Annotated in this window: 11 protein-coding genes; 7 read left to right on the plus strand and 4 right to left on the minus strand. The window is 72.9% G+C overall.

Annotation, left to right across the window (positions count from 1 at the left end; genetic code table 11):
- Positions 1-387 precede the first annotated feature (387 nt).
- Positions 388-1386 carry a diacylglycerol/lipid kinase family protein gene (locus tag WMF27_RS09090; RefSeq protein WP_437769316.1) on the plus strand — a complete coding sequence of 333 codons (999 nt, stop codon included), beginning with the start codon at positions 388-390 and terminating at the stop codon, positions 1384-1386.
- Between the two features lie 26 nt (positions 1387-1412).
- The gene (locus tag WMF27_RS09095; protein ID WP_437769315.1) at positions 1413-1553 is read left to right on the plus strand and encodes a hypothetical protein; all 141 of its coding nucleotides are present in this window, start codon (positions 1413-1415) and stop codon (positions 1551-1553) included.
- Here the strand turns inward: WMF27_RS09095 and WMF27_RS09100 are convergent.
- Both WMF27_RS09100 and WMF27_RS09105 read right to left on the minus strand, forming a co-directional pair.
- Complete coding sequence (locus WMF27_RS09100; RefSeq protein WP_437769314.1) at positions 1544-2857, minus strand: inositol-3-phosphate synthase; 1314 nt, start codon at positions 2855-2857, stop codon at positions 1544-1546. The two genes, WMF27_RS09095 and WMF27_RS09100, sit on opposite strands and share 10 nt — an antisense overlap.
- 304 nt (positions 2858-3161) lie before the next feature.
- On the minus strand, positions 3162-4361 hold the full coding sequence (locus tag WMF27_RS09105) for a hypothetical protein (RefSeq protein WP_437769313.1): 1200 nt from the start codon (positions 4359-4361) through the stop codon (positions 3162-3164).
- Between the two features lie 147 nt (positions 4362-4508).
- Here WMF27_RS09105 and WMF27_RS09110 point away from each other — a divergent pair, with 147 nt between their 5' ends.
- Complete coding sequence (locus WMF27_RS09110; RefSeq protein ID WP_437769312.1) at positions 4509-5813, plus strand: PQQ-dependent sugar dehydrogenase; 1305 nt, start codon at positions 4509-4511, stop codon at positions 5811-5813.
- Here WMF27_RS09110 and WMF27_RS09115 read toward each other — a convergent pair.
- Complete coding sequence (locus WMF27_RS09115) at positions 5792-6745, minus strand: alpha/beta hydrolase family protein (protein WP_437769311.1); 954 nt, start codon at positions 6743-6745, stop codon at positions 5792-5794. The genes WMF27_RS09110 and WMF27_RS09115 overlap by 22 nt on opposite strands.
- A 482-nt stretch (positions 6746-7227) precedes the next feature.
- Between WMF27_RS09115 and WMF27_RS09120 the strand changes: the two genes are divergently transcribed.
- Positions 7228-8016 carry an FkbM family methyltransferase gene (locus tag WMF27_RS09120; protein ID WP_437769310.1) on the plus strand — a complete coding sequence of 263 codons (789 nt, stop codon included), beginning with the start codon at positions 7228-7230 and terminating at the stop codon, positions 8014-8016.
- Positions 8017-8436: 420 nt separating this feature from the next.
- On the opposite strand, the gene WMF27_RS09125 is transcribed toward WMF27_RS09120, so the two are convergent.
- Positions 8437-9438 (minus strand): LLM class flavin-dependent oxidoreductase, encoded by a 1002-nt coding sequence (locus WMF27_RS09125; RefSeq protein ID WP_437769881.1) that lies wholly within the window; start codon positions 9436-9438, stop codon positions 8437-8439.
- A gap of 171 nt (positions 9439-9609) precedes the next feature.
- Here WMF27_RS09125 and WMF27_RS09130 point away from each other — a divergent pair, with 171 nt between their 5' ends.
- The 3 genes from WMF27_RS09130 to WMF27_RS09140 all read left to right on the plus strand — a co-directional run bounded on the left by WMF27_RS09130 (position 9610) and on the right by WMF27_RS09140 (position 13846).
- The gene (locus tag WMF27_RS09130) at positions 9610-10491 is read left to right on the plus strand and encodes a hypothetical protein (protein ID WP_437769309.1); all 882 of its coding nucleotides are present in this window, start codon (positions 9610-9612) and stop codon (positions 10489-10491) included.
- On the plus strand, positions 10488-11096 hold the full coding sequence (locus tag WMF27_RS09135; protein ID WP_437769308.1) for a hypothetical protein: 609 nt from the start codon (positions 10488-10490) through the stop codon (positions 11094-11096). The genes WMF27_RS09130 and WMF27_RS09135 overlap by 4 nt, the downstream gene beginning before the upstream one ends.
- A gap of 122 nt (positions 11097-11218) precedes the next feature.
- Positions 11219-13846, plus strand: a complete 2628-nt coding sequence (locus WMF27_RS09140) for a HEAT repeat domain-containing protein (protein ID WP_437769307.1) — start codon at positions 11219-11221, stop codon at positions 13844-13846.
- Positions 13847-13858 lie beyond the last annotated feature (12 nt).

The raw sequence follows: 13858 nt of genomic DNA on the forward strand, positions 1-13858 counted from the left end.
GCCAAACCAGCGAGCATCGCACGCTATCGGGCGTCCCGGAAGCCGGTCGTCGGGCGGGGTCGATGCGTCGCGTCGGCCACATCGGTCCACAATCGCCGGCCTCGGCGGGCTCGGCGCTGCGGTCCGGCGCAGGCCACGCCCGCGGCGTCTGTCGCGCGCCGGCCGCCGGCCGGGCGGTTGGTCATCCATCCATCCATCCATCCAGACAGCCAGCCCGCGCGATCCCGCGCACCAAGCGCAGGGGTGGGTCGTGGTAGATCGCGGTGTATGACCTCTCCGCCCGCCGGTCGCGGCCCCGCCGATGACGTCCCCAAGGCCGTGGTCGCTGATGCGCCGCGTCGTGCGAGCGAAATACCGCGAGGCGCGGCGAGCGGCCGGATTGCCGTGGTGGTGAACGGCAACGCCAAGAGCGTGACGGCGGAGGTGATCGAGACGCTCGATCAGATCCTTGACACGGGGGATCTGTTCGTCTCGCGGCGGGTGGAGGAGAGCGAGGGCATCGCGCGGATCCTGGTCGACCGGGGTTACGGCACGATCCTCACGGGCGGCGGCGACGGGACGTTCACGGTGGTGGTGACGGCCGTGGTGAACGAGGCGAAGCGGCGCGGGCTGCCGCTGCCGCGGTTCGGTCTGCTGCGCCTGGGGACGGGCAACTCGCTGGCGTGGGTGCTCGGCGCGTCCGCCGGCGCGGGCGCGAAGCCCGGGCTCGCGGTCGACCTCCAGCGGCTGCGCGCCGAGGCCGGGAGCCGGAACCTGCGGCTGGTGGAGGCCGAGGACATCCTGTCGCCGTTCTGCGGCTTCGGGATCGACGCGGTGATGCTCCGCGACTACAACGCGGTGAAGTCGGCGCTCGCGCGGGGCCCGCTGAAGCGGCTCGCGCCGGGGCCGGTGGCGTACGCCGTCGCCGCGACGACGCGGACGATCCCGAGCTACCTCGTGCGGCGAACACCGCACTGCCGCATCATCAACGAGGGCAACGACGCGATCCGCGTCGGCGAGAAGGGGGCGATGCTGGGGGCGCCCATCAAGAAGGGCGGCGTCATCTACGAGGGGCCGGCGAAGATCGCGGCGCTGTCGACGATCCCCTATTACGGCTTCGGCTTCCGGATGTTCCCCTATGCGGACGATCGCCAGGACCGCATGCAACTGCGCGTGTCGGTGGTCTCGCCGTTCACGTTCATGCGGAATTTCTCGCGCATCTGGAGCGGGGAGTACGACGACCTCGAGACGGTGTTCGATTACTTCGTGGACGAGGTCACGATCGAGATGGACCCGGTGACGAGCTTCCAGATTGGCGGCGACGTCCGCGGGGAGCGATCGCGGGTGCGCGTGCGCCTGACCGAGCCGATCCGGATCGTGGATTTCTACGCGCCGCCGCGCGGATAAGGCTCAGCCGTCCGGCAGGATGCGGGTTGGACCAGACTGGCACGACTCGCGGCAGCGCCGCCAGCACGCCGCTCGTGCTCTGGAGCGACCGCGACGCGAACCGCGCGTCGAGCGCCGGCGAGCTCGAGCCGCTCGCGTCGCGCGGGCTCGTCGCGATTCAGTCGTAGTACTCGTTGCCCAGGTGGGTGATGAGGTCCTCCCCCATGAGCCAGCGCATCGTGTTCTTGAGCTTCATCGACTGGATGAAGAGATCGTGCTCCGGGTACAGCGCCGGCGCGGTCATGGGGCTCTTGAAGTAGAAGCTGAGCCACTCCTGCGTGCCGCGCAGCCCGGCGCGCTGCGCGAGATCCAGGAGGAGCGCCAGGTCGAGCACGAGCGGCGCGGCGAGGATCGAGTCGCGGCAGAGGAAGTTGATCTTCACCTGCATCGGGTAGCCGAGCCAGCCGACGAGATCGATGTTGTCCCACCCCTCCTTGGCGTCGCCCCGAGGGGGGTAGTACTCGATCCGCACCTTGTGGAAGAGCTTGCCATAGAGCTCGCCGTAGACGTGCGGCTGGAGGATGTGCTCGAGCACCCCGAGCTTCGAGACCTCCTTCGATCGGAACGAGTCCGGGTCGTCGAGCACCTCGCCGTCGCGGTTGCCGAGGATGTTCGTCGAGAACCACCCTGCGACGCCGAGCATCCTCGCCTTGAGCCCCGGGGCGATCACCGTCTTCATCAGGGTCTGGCCGGTCTTGAAGTCCTTGCCGGCGATGGGGACCTCCTGCTTGCTCGCGAGCTCCCACGCGGCCGGGAAATCGACCGTCAGGTTCGGGGCGCCGTTCGCGAACGGGACGCGCTCCTTCAGGCAGGCCCACGCGTAGATCTGGGAGCTCGAGATCGCCGGGTGGTCCTCGGCGAGGCCCGCCTCGAAGCGCGCGACGGAGGAGTGGACCTCCGCGGGCGCGGTATAGACCTCGGTCGATCCGCACCAGACGGCGACGGCGCGCGCAGCGCCGCTTTCGCGGAGGAAGTCGCGGATGTCCTCCCGGACCTGCTCGACCATCGCGGCCTTGCTCGCGCCCTTCTTCACGTGGTTGCCGTGGAGCCGCCGGACGTACTGCGGGTAGAACACCGCGGACATCGGGCGGATCCGCTCGAGCTCCTCGCGGACGGCGTCGAGGTGGCGTTGATCGAGCACGTCCGCGTGCCGCGCCGACTCGTAGGCGTTGTCGGGGAAGATGTCCCACGCGCCGAACACCAGCTGATCGAGCGCCGCGAGCGGCAGGAAATCCTTGATCCTGGGCGCGCGTTTGTCGGTGCGCTGGCCGAGCCGGATCGTGCCCATCTGGGTGAGCGACCCGATGGGCGCCGCGAGCCCGCGCCGCGCGAGCAGGGTGCCTGCGATGGTCGTCGTGGAGACGGCGCCCAGCCCCGGCAGCAGGACCCCGAGCTTGCCCTCCGCGGTCTTGATCTCTTTCGGCTGCTTCACGTGACGTGTTCCCCCCGGTCGTGGTCGTGGGCGCTCGTCGGGTGAGGGCGGGCATCCGCCGGCGCCGTGGACACGGCGAGCGCGAGGTCGGTCGGGGCCGCGCGGCGCCGCGACCCGCCGGGAGCATGAAGCTCGAGGGCCGCGATCACCACGGGGCCGGCGCGCGCGCGATGGCGTTTCCCGCGGGCGCCCTTCGCGCGTTTCCGGCGCTCCCTTCCCCTCGGCGCCTCGGACGGCGGCATGCGGTGCTGCCACGAGAGGGCATGTTCGCGACGCGCCGGGCAACCCCGGCGGGCGATAGCGATCAAGGCGAGGGGCGCGGGTAGCCGGCGGCAGGGGTCATCGCCTCGATCCAGGCGCGGATCGCGGCGACGGCCTCCTCGTCGACGCGCCGGGTCGCGAGCGGCGGCATCTGCTCGGGCGGCGCGCCGGGCGCGTCGCGCCGGGACATGGCGCGGAGCACGGCGCTGCGATCCGGATCGAGGGGCCTCAGCCGGTCATAGCGGGCTCCCGGCGGCGCTCCGGGCGGGCGGAGCTTCGCGGGCTGGTTGATCGCCGTCTGGTAGACGCGCGTGCCGCGCACGTCGCCCACCCGGCCGGCCGCGTCGATGTCGAGGCGCATCTCGAAGTGCGTCGCGACGCCGAGCCGGTGGTGGCACGAGACGCCGCAGTTGACGTGCAGCAGGCCGAGGGCGCGCCGCTCCGTCGCGGTCCCGGGCACCTCGAGCGCGGCCGCGTCGGGGAGCGGGCCGCCGGAGGTCGTCGACAGGAGGCCGCGCTCGACGAGCTCGGCATACGTCAGGCCGCCGGCGCCCCGCGCGGCGAGCTGGATCGCCTCGAACCCAAGCGGGTTGTCGGTCTTGCCAGCGTGGCAACGGATGCAGTCGACCTGCGCCGGGATCGCGTAGTCGGGGGCGCCGGGGACGTGGGGGACACCGGCCTTCACCTGCGTCGCGCTCGCTCCGTCCTCCGACCAGACGTAGGTGGCGCGCGTCCAGCGATCCTCCGCGGTCTTCCACAGGAACCTCGTCTCGATACGGCGGCTCGCGCCGGCGACGGGCAGACGGAACTCCTTCCACAGCTTTGTGCCGACAGGAAAGATCCAGTCGTTCATCCGGGAGACATCGATGGTCGCGCCCAGAGGGAGGTAGATCCAGCGCGTCTTCTCGGCGCCGTCGCTCCAGAGCTCGAAGGCCGGCTTGAACTCGCGGACATCGGCCGCGATCGTGCGCGCGCCGGGGTCGCTGTAGAGCCCGGTGCAGCGGAGATCGTGAGGATCGGTGTCGCCGTCCTTGCAAGGCGGCAGGCCTCCGCGCGCCTGGGCCGCGCCTTGGCCGGGGCGATCGCCGGTGCCTGCCGCGCGCGTGGTGGCCGCGGCCGCCGGGACGGTCTGGGCCGGTGCGGTGGGGAGCGGCTCGGGCCGGGGCGCCTCCTGCGCGCCGCAGCCGCCGCAGCCGGCCAGCAGCAGCGACGCGACCGCGGCTTGCCAGGCGCGGCCTCTCATGGTGAAGGTGGAGAGGGAGGTGCCCGCTTGCCCGAGAGACCGAGCCACCGGCGCGTCGTGGGGCGCGCTGCCTATGTGACGAGAGCGTGCCATCGGACCGCCTGGTGCCTCCTGCTCGCTGGCAGTGTAGCCGCCTGTGACAGGCGCGTGCAGGTCGCGGGGCCGCCCGAGGAGCCTCGCGAGGGCGGCCCTCCCGGCCAGGCCGCGGCGGGGGGCCCGGTCCAGGCGGCTCAGGGGGGCACGGGGGCGCCTGGCGCGGCGCTCGCCGCGCAAGACACGCCGGCCGCGCAGGGGGCGCCGGCCGCGCAGGGGGCGCCGGCCGCACAAGGCGCTCCCGCGGCGCAGGGGGCGCCCGCGAGCGCCGCGGAGCTCGACCGCCCGGCGAAGTGCGGGGGCGTCCCGCAGCTGAAGCTCACCCTAGTGGCGAGCGGGCTCGATCAGCCGACGTATGTCGCCGGGCCGCCCGGCGATCCGTCGCGCCTCCTCGTGCTCGAAAAGACGGGGGTCGTCCGGCTCATCAAGGGCGGCGCCGTCCAGCAGGCGCCGTTCCTCGACGTGCGATCGCGCGTGTTCTTTCCGGCGCCGAACGCGGAGGGCGGCCTGCTCGGGCTCGCGTTCCACCCGGACTACGCGAAGAACGGGCGCTTCTGGCTCCACTACTCGTCGGCCCCGCGCGGCAACGTGGTGATCGAGGAGTGGAAGCGCGCGGCGCAGGGCGGCGACTCCGCCCATCCCGAGCCGGTCAGGTCGCTGGTCGACGTGAAGCACGGCGCCTGGAACCACGTCGGCGGGATGCTCGCCTTCGGCAAGGACGGCCATCTCTACGCCGCGATCGGCGACTCCGCGCGATCGCCGAGCCCCGCGGCCGATCTCACCTCGAAGCTCGGCAAGATCCTCCGCATCGACGTCGATCAGCCGGGCAAGGCGCCGGCGGGCAACATGACGGGCGGTGACCCGATGATCTGGGACTACGGGCTCCGGAACCCGTGGCGGTTCAGCTTCGACCGGCTCACCGGGGACATGTACATCGGCGATGTCGGCCAGAAGAGCTGGGAAGAGATCCTGGTGGAGCGCCCTGGCCAGGGCAGGAACGATTACGGCTGGGAAGCGATGGAGGGCGCCCATTGCTACCCTCCCGGCGCGACGTGCAAGCCGCGCGGCCTCCCGCCCGCGGTCGAGCACCCGCGGAGCGAGGCGGGCTCCATCGTCGGCGGCTATGTCTACCGCGGGGCGAAGATCCCGTGCCTGCGCGGCCGTTACCTGTACGCCGACTACGTGACGGGCCGCTTCTTCTCCTTCGTGTGGGACGGCAAGGCAGCGACCGATCCCGCCGAGCTGACCTCGGCGTTGAACCCGAATGGACTCCCGTCCTCGTTCGGCGAGGACGCGGCCGGGGAGGTCTACGTGGTGATGTTCAACACGGGGCGCGTCTACCGGCTCGATCCGGGGTGAGGCGGCTCCACGGCCGCCGGCGCGTCGCCTGCTCCCTCCGGGACGGGCTGTCGACGTGGCGGCGACGAAGGGCTCCGCCGCAGCGCCGCGTCGAGGAACTCGCGCACGTCGCGCTCGAGCCGACGGTGGAACGCCTCGCGATCGAACCCGGCGCGATCGAGCGCGGGCGGGAAGTCCGGGCGCCGCATCTGGGGAGGAAACGGGCTCAGGAACGAGTAATGGTTCGCGTTCTCGACGACCTTGAACGTGACCCGGGCCGGGTCGGGGACGAGGTCGAGGACGAGCTGCCCCTGCCATCGCGGCGCGATGCGGTCGTGCTCCGCCACGAGCAGGAGGATGGGCGCCTCGACGTCCTTCAAGGCGTCGTTGGGCACGAACCAGCACGCCGCGGGGGCCATCAAGACCAGCGCCTTGACGCGCGGGTCCTTCGTGACCGCGACCCGCTGCCCCGGCCCCGTCCAGGGCTGCCCGCCCGCGAGGGCGAGCGCGGTGTAGCCACCCATCGAGTGCCCGATGACGGCGATGTCGTCGCCCAGCAGGCGAGGCCCGAGCTCGGCGTCGGAGCAGACGGCGTCCACCGCCAGCCGGGCGTGCCGGGGCCGGCGCTCCAGGTTCTCGACCGCCTCGGTCAGGGACCGATCGTTGCGGTTGTCCCCGGGGTGCTCGGGCATCGCGACGACATAGCCGCTCTGCGCGAGGTGGGACGCGAGCGTCCGATACCCGAGGGGCGTCCCGCCGCCGCCATGCGAGATGACCACGAAGGGGAAAGGGCCGCCGTGCGCGGGCGCGTTCCGGGCCACCTCGAGCGCGTAAGGCCCCATGGCGACGACCTCGGCAGGGACGTCCGTCGGGTACATCACGAGGACCGGGAACGAGAGGTCGTTCATCGGGTCTCGAACGGTCAGGCTGCGGCAGCCCACGAATCGACTCATGCTAGCTTCTCCTGATGGCGTCGGGGTGACGGGAAGACCACGGGCGGTGCCCGCCCGTTTATCAGGGGCTCACCGGCACGACCACCCCGACCTTGGTGACCGATGGTGGGGTAACACCGACGCCCCGTGGATCCGCAACCACGGCCGGTGACGCCGGCGGCCGGGACCCGTCGCGCGCCGCGACGGATCCATCCGCCTCGCCGCGCATCCTCCCCGGCTTCGAGGGAAGCCGTTGATGTCACCTTCGCCGAGCGGACGGACGCGCCGGAAGTGGACGTAACGCCCGCTCGGTAAACGCCCGCTCGGTAACGTGGAATCGATACGCTCCCCATGGAGCGGCGGGTGAGCGGGCGCCGTGCTACCGTCGCTCGCGGCGGCTGACGATCGGAGCTGCGCCGCGGAATGACGATACGAGGTACGCCAGGCCGCCGGGCGGGGCCTGCGATGCTCCGGGCTCGACCCGCGGGGCGGTAAGGAGCGCGATGACGCGCGTGGAGAGCTGGTTCGGCATCGCGCGTTCGCTCGCGATGTACTACGGCGTGCCGCTCCGCGGCCGCCGGATGGCTCGTCTTTACGGGCAGTTCGTGACGCCGGGCTCGCTCTGCTTCGACGTCGGGGCGCACGCGGGGGATCGCATCCGCGCGTTCCGCTGTCTCGGCGCGCGCGTCGTCGCCGTCGAGCCCCAGGCCGTGTTCGTCCGCCTGCTTCGTGGCCTCTATGGGCGCGACGGGGACGTCGTCCTCCTGCACGCCGCGCTCGGTCGGGCGCCGGGACGAGCGCGCCTCTTCGTCAGCGAGCGCGCGCCGACGGTCACGACGCTGTCGCGCGCCTGGATCGACAAGGTACAGAGGGATCCGTCGTTCCGGGGCGTGAGATGGTCCGAGGGCGCAGAGGTCGAGGTGCGCACGCTCGACGCGCTGATCGACGAGCTCGGCGTTCCCGCCTTCGTGAAGATCGACGTCGAAGGCTTCGAGGCCGAGGTCCTCTCGGGCCTCTCGAGGCCGCTGCCCGCGCTCTCGTTCGAATACCTGCCCGCCGCGCGGGAGATCGCGCTCGAGTGCGTCGAGCGGCTCACCTCGCTGGGGGATTACCGCTACAACTGGTCCCACGGAGAGAGCCTCGTCCTCGGCGAAACGGCGTGGCTCGACGCGGATGGCATCCGCCGCTTCCTCGCGTCGCTGACCCTCGGATCGGGATCGGGCGACGTCTACGCCCGCCTCGGTGGCTGGACGCCTTCATCACGCGCACCCGCGCCGACGAGCTCATCGTGAGTTCGCCGAGCTTCGAGCAGCGTCGACATCCCTCATGACCAGCACGCCCGACGGCTGTCCGGAGGTGGTGGAGGACCTCGGGGGAAGTGCGGCGGGCTTGCCCGGAGGTGGTGGAGGACCGTCGTGGAAGTGCGGCGGGCTTGCCCGGAGGTGGTGGAGGACCTCGGTGGAAGTGCGGCGGGCTTGCCTGGAGGTGCTCGACCACCGTCGTGGAAGTGCGGCGGGCTTGCCCGGAGGTGGTGGAGGACCGTCGTGGAAGTGCGGCGGGCTTGCCCGGAGGTGGTGGAGGACCGTCGTGGAAGTGCGGCGGGCTTGCCCGGAGGTGCTCGACCACCGTCCCGCGAACGAGCCGGACGGAGAGCGCTGCGTGCCGAGCCGGCGCCCCGCCCAGCGCGAGCCCGCGCCTCCGGGCAAGGCGCTTCACCCAGCGCGGGCGAGCTCGTCGCGCACCGCTGCCGTGAGCTCGAGCGAGCGCACCCGCGCGGCGTGATCGAAGATCGACGAGCTCACGATGAGCTCGTCGGCGCGGGTGCGCGTGATGAAGGCGTCCAGCCCGCGCCGCACGGCCTCGGGCGAGCCGACGACGGAACAGGCCAGCGCCTGCTCGAGGCCGGCGCGGTCCAGGGGGCTCAGGTCGCGCTCGAAATCGTCGGCCGGCGGAGGAAAGGGCCCCGGCCGGCCACGGCGCAGGTTGACGAAGGCCTGCTGGAGCGAGGTCCACAGCCGGCGCGCCTCCTCGTCGGTGCCGGCGGCGACCACGTTGATCCCCAGCATGACGCGGGGCTCTGCGAGCTCGTCCGAGGGGCGGAACTCCCTTCGGTACAGCGCGATCGCCTGCGTCATCTGGCCCGGCGCGAAGTGCGAGGCGAAGGCGTAGGGGAGGCCGAGCGCCGCGGCGAGCTGCGCGCCGAAGAGGCTGGAGCCGAGGATCCAGATCGGCACGCGGAGCCCGGCGCCGGGCACGGCCTGCACGAGCTGGCCAGGCTCCGCCGGGCGGAAGTAGCCCATCAGCTCCAGGACGTCCCGGGGGAAGCTGTCCGCGTCGCCGGCCAGGTTGCGCCTGAGCGCGCGGGCGGTGATCGGGTCGGAGCCCGGAGCGCGCCCGAGGCCCAGATCGATGCGCCCGGGAAAGAGCGACGCCAGCGTGCCGAACTGCTCGGCGATCACGAGCGGCGCGTGGTTCGGCAGCATGATCCCGCCCGCGCCGACGCGGATCGTCGAGGTGCCGGCGGCCACGTGCGCGATCACGATCGACGTCGCGGCGCTGGCGACGCCGCCCATGTTGTGGTGCTCGGCCAGCCAGTAGCGGTGATAGCCGAGCCGCTCGGCGTGGCGCGCGAGATCGAGCGAGTTGCGGAGCGCCTGGGCGGCGTCTCCGCCCTGGACGATCGGGGCAAGGTCGAGAACGGAGAACGGAATCATGTTGGACACCTCGCCCCAGTGTCGCACCAGAACGGTCGCGACGCCGTGGTCCATGCGGGTAAGCACCTCCGGGACACGGCGCGCCCGCCCTCCGATGGGCACAGGCTCCGGCGGAGGCCTATCGGGTGCTTCCGCCCCGCTCGCGCTCGGTCCATGCTACAGACCTCAGCCATGGTAAGGCGCACCTGGCCCGCGCAGGTTCGTGGCGGTCGTTTGCTGCTCGACGTGCCCGTTGATCTTCCGGACGGGGACGTCGAACTGGGCCTCCTCGAGCCGTCGATCCCTAGCGTGGACTACCTCGTCTTCGTCGTCACCGCGACCGAGGAAGCACAGATGAAGGCGGCCGCCGAGGTGCGAAGCCTGTCGTTCGAGACCAGGAAGGGGCCGATCGGCGAGTACCATGAGCTCGGTGAGGTCGGCTCTGCGCGGCTCTGTGTTGTCAGGATCGACGAAGGGGCCTTGCGCCACCGAGGCTCGGCAGCGCAGGCCATCCGCTGGATGGAGTGGACCGGCGCGCGGGGCGTCGTCGCGGTGGGAATGGCCTTCGGCGTCGATCGGCAACGGCAGCGACACGCGGACGTGCTCGTATCCACGCACCTGCTCCCGTACGATCTGCGCACGATCAAGTCAAAGGATGAGCTCCCGCTGACCGAATATCCGAAGGTGCAGGCGCTGCCCGCGAGTCGAGGTCTGTTGGCGATCCTTGATAGGGAGATTGAGCGGTCGTCGCCGAGGTCGTTCCACGTGCATCGTGGAGCGCTGCTCTCCGGGGCTGCCAAGATCCATTCCAGGACGTTCCGAGCACATCTTCTGACTGCGCTGTCCTCGCGCGGGCAGCCCATCGTGGGGGGTGAGATGGAGGGCGCCGGGCTCCTCGGGGCCGCTGAGCAGGCGGCCTGGCTCGTAGTCAAAGGGATCGTGGATTTCGCCGATGAAGAGAGGGATGATGAGTTCAAGAAATATCGCGAGCACGCCTGCCGGAACGCAGCGGGCCTGGTGCTGGATGCGTTCCTGAACAAACTTGTCGAGAGACCGCCGGAGGAGAAGCGATGAGTGACCTCGACGACCTGTTCCAGAACCAAGAAAATGCGGACCTTTCCCATGTCGCGCGCACCTGGCTTCGGCGGATTCGCGGAGGGGAGAAGGCGGAGATCGAGGTCATCCGTAAGCGCAGCGGCCTCTCGTACGGCCCTGCCAAGCTGCATGTCATCTTCAACGGGACGGACGAGCGGCGAGATGACTGGGATACACACCTCAGCGATGTGCTCGCGTCTGAAGGGGTTCGGGCGGTGGACGAGGACAATGAGGCGTTGCGAATTGCATTGATGCTCGAGGATTGGTTCCAATATCCTGCGCGACGGTTTGGCGACGACTACTTCAACAGCGTTCTCGTCGAGTACCTGAAAGGTGGCGAGCTGGGTGCCATTCCGGAAGTTCAGCGAGTCCTGCGCCACGTCCACGAGCACTCGCCTTACAAAGGGGGGAGTTATGACGACTGTCGCAACGAGGTGGTGGCGGTGCTGCAGAGGGCCGCGCAGGCGCTCACGCACGTGGGTTACCGGCGCGAACAGGCGAAGCGCATTCTCATTGACGCGGTCGTAAAATTCCTGGACGACCGCTTCGGCATCACGAACAGGCAGATGCTCGGGCTCCTCTGAATCGAGGACTCTGGCGTGCTGGAAGTCCTGGAGCTTTCGCGGATGTCAGGTCACGCCCGGCGCCGGAGCGAGCCGTCTGGAACGCCATGACGTGGCCGCGCCCGCTGTATTACGCTCGGCTCGTGCGCCGTTCGTCCTCGCCGCTGCGCCGCCTGCCGCAGGTCCTGCTCGTCGTCGCCGCCTCGGCCGCCGCTGCGGCGTCGCCCGGGGGAGCGGCCGCGACCCTCTGGCCCAACGTGCCGGAGCAGATCGCGCGTGCGCTCACGTCGGGCGACGCCCTGGAGCGGCGCCTGGCCGCGACCCGCGTGGGCGAGCTCGCCCCGGAGACGGCGATCAGGCTGATCCAGCGGGGCATGAGCGATCCGGACGTCGAGGTGCGGCTGCACCTCGCCGGGGCGGCCGTGCGCCTCCGGATGCCGCGCGCGGGGGACCTCGTGATCGAGTGGCTCGGCGAGGGCGACGCGCGCCTGCGGCTCGCGGCCTGCGACGTGATCCGCGCGGCGCCCACGGACCGCTCCGTCGTCGCGCTCGGGCGGGTGCTCGGCGATCCCGACCCGCACGTCCGCCTCGCCGCCGCGACCGCGATGGGCGCGGCGGGGCTCCCGGACGCTGTCTCGCCCCTGCTCGGCCACCTCGACGACACCGCGCCGGAGGTGCGCGCGGAGGTCGCGCGCGCGCTCGGCCGGATCGGCGACGCGCGCGCCGTCGTGCCGCTGATCGGCAAGGTGCAGGACTCGATCCCGGAGGTCCGCAAGGCCACGGCGCGCGCGCTCGGAGAGCTCGGAGACCCGCGCGCGGTCAGCGCGCTGCTGCTCGCGCTCCAGGACGCGTCCCAGGACGTGCGCGTCGAGGCGGTCACCGCCCTCGGCCGGCTGCGCTCGGACGACGCGACGTCGGCGATCGCCGATCTCGTCACGGCGTCGCCGGGGGCCGCGGGCGCGTTCCCGGGGGCGCGGCCGTCCGACAGCGCCACCTCGAGCAACGACGTGCGGGAGGCGGCGCTCCGGGCGCTCGGCCGCATCGGCTCCGACGCGGCCGTGAAGGCGCTGCTCGCGGCGCTCGCGAAGGACAACCCCGCGGCGCCGCGCTCGGCGGTCCGCGACGGCCTCGTCAGCGCCGGCGCCGCGGCCGTCCCCGCGCTCGTCGCGGCGCTCGCGGCCGCGCCGTCGGCCAACACCGCGGCGGGCGCCGCCCTCGTGCTCGGCGAGCTCAGGGCCAGGGAAGCGCTGCCCGCGCTCGCGCGGGGGATGCAGCGGGGCGTCGTCCCGCTCCGGCACGGGCTGCGCGCCCTCGGCGCGCTCGGCGATCCCGCGGCGCTGCCCGGCGTGCTGGAGCTGCTCGGCGACGCCGACCCCGCGGTCCGCGCGGAGGCCATCCGCGCCGCGACCGCGCTGCTCGATCCAGCGCGGCCCGACGGGCGCGCGGTCGACCCGGCGCGCGCCCAGCTGGTCGACCCGGCGACCGCGCCCGACGAGAGGCTCGCCCTCGTCCAGCTGCTCGGGCGCACCGGCTCGCCGCGCGCGCAGGCGGCGCTGCTGCCGCTCGCCAAGGCGCGCTCCGCGCCGCTCCGCCTCGCCGTGATCGAGGCGCTCGGGGCCGCGCGCGCGGCCGGGACGCTCGGCGCGGCCGTGGACGCCGCCCTGCTCGCGGCGCTCGACGACGAGTCGGCCGACGTGCGGCTCCGGGCGGCGATCGCGCTCTCCCGCGTCGCCGGCCCAGGGAGCGCCCGGCCGCTGCTCCAGCGCCTCACGGTCGCGGCGGAGCAGGACCGCGGCGCGCTCGGCATCGCCCTCTCGGGCGCCCTGTCGCGCGCGGACGACGCCGGCGGCGCGACGGACGCGAAGGCCGCGCGCGACGCGCGCGGCAAGGGCCTCGTCCACGAGGTCGCGGCCGCGATCGCGAGCGCGCCGGACGCCGCGCGCGACGCGCTGATCGAGGGGCTCGGCCGCATGCCGGGGCAGGCCGCGGGCGCCGCGCTCGCGCGGATGGCCTCGGCGGCGCCCATCGACGATCGCCGCAAGATCGCCGAGGCGCTCGCGGGGCACCCGGAGGCCGCCGCCGCGCTCCGCAAGCTCGCGGGCGATCCGGATCCCGGCGTCCGCGCCAACGCGGTCTGGTCGCTGGGCGCAGCGGGGGACAAGGACGCGCTGCCGCTGCTCCTGCCGCTGCTCAAGGACCCCGACGCCGCCGTGGCGAGCAACGCGGCGGGCGCGATCGGGCGCGCCGCCGGCCGCGCCGGGCAGCCGGCCCGCGCGGCCGCGGCGCTCTGCGCGGCGCTCGCCGACGCGCGCCCCTACGTGCGGGCCAACGCGCTCGCGGCCCTCACCGTGGCCGGCGCCCGCTGCGACGGCGACGCGGCCCGGGACCTGCTCGCGCGCGACCCCGCGGAGGCGGTCCGCCTCGCGGCCGCCGACCACGTCGCGCGGAGCGGCGCCGACGACGATCGCCGCGCGCTCGCCCGCTGCGCCGCCGAGGACAGGAACGCCGCGGTCGCCGGGCGCTGCGCCCGCGCCGCGCCGCCCCGCGCGCCGGCCGCCGGCGCCGAGGACGTCGTGGTCTTCATCGTCCCGTTCGACGCGGGCCGGGGCGGCTCGGTCCGCGACGCGCCGGCCCCGCGCGCGCCCTTCGCGCTCGTGCGCGCGGACGGGCTCATGCGCCTCGGCGTCGCGGACCGGCGCGGAGAGCTCTTCGAGCGCGGCGCTCCCCGCGGGCCGATCCGCCTGACCGTCCCGGCCCCGCTCGTGAAGTGAGCCCGCGCCCGC

Source organism: Sorangium sp. So ce281 (genome assembly GCF_051527395.1).
In the GTDB taxonomy this organism is placed as follows: domain Bacteria; phylum Myxococcota_A; class Polyangia; order Polyangiales; family Polyangiaceae; genus Sorangium; species Sorangium cellulosum_B.

Bases quoted from the DNA above. Each gene is read 5' to 3' on its own strand.
- WMF27_RS09115 (WP_437769311.1), bottom strand. From the start codon at position 6,745: ATGAGTCGATTCGTGGGCTGCCGCAGCCTGACCGTTCGAGACCCGATG.
- WMF27_RS09125 (WP_437769881.1), bottom strand. From the start codon at position 9,438: ATGATTCCGTTCTCCGTTCTCGACCTTGCCCCGATCGTCCAGGGCGGA.
- WMF27_RS09120 (WP_437769310.1), top strand. From the start codon at position 7,228: ATGACGCGCGTGGAGAGCTGGTTCGGCATCGCGCGTTCGCTCGCGATG.
- WMF27_RS09135 (WP_437769308.1), top strand. From the start codon at position 10,488: ATGAGTGACCTCGACGACCTGTTCCAGAACCAAGAAAATGCGGACCTT.
- WMF27_RS09130 (WP_437769309.1), top strand. From the start codon at position 9,610: ATGGTAAGGCGCACCTGGCCCGCGCAGGTTCGTGGCGGTCGTTTGCTG.
- WMF27_RS09105 (WP_437769313.1), bottom strand. From the start codon at position 4,361: ATGAGAGGCCGCGCCTGGCAAGCCGCGGTCGCGTCGCTGCTGCTGGCC.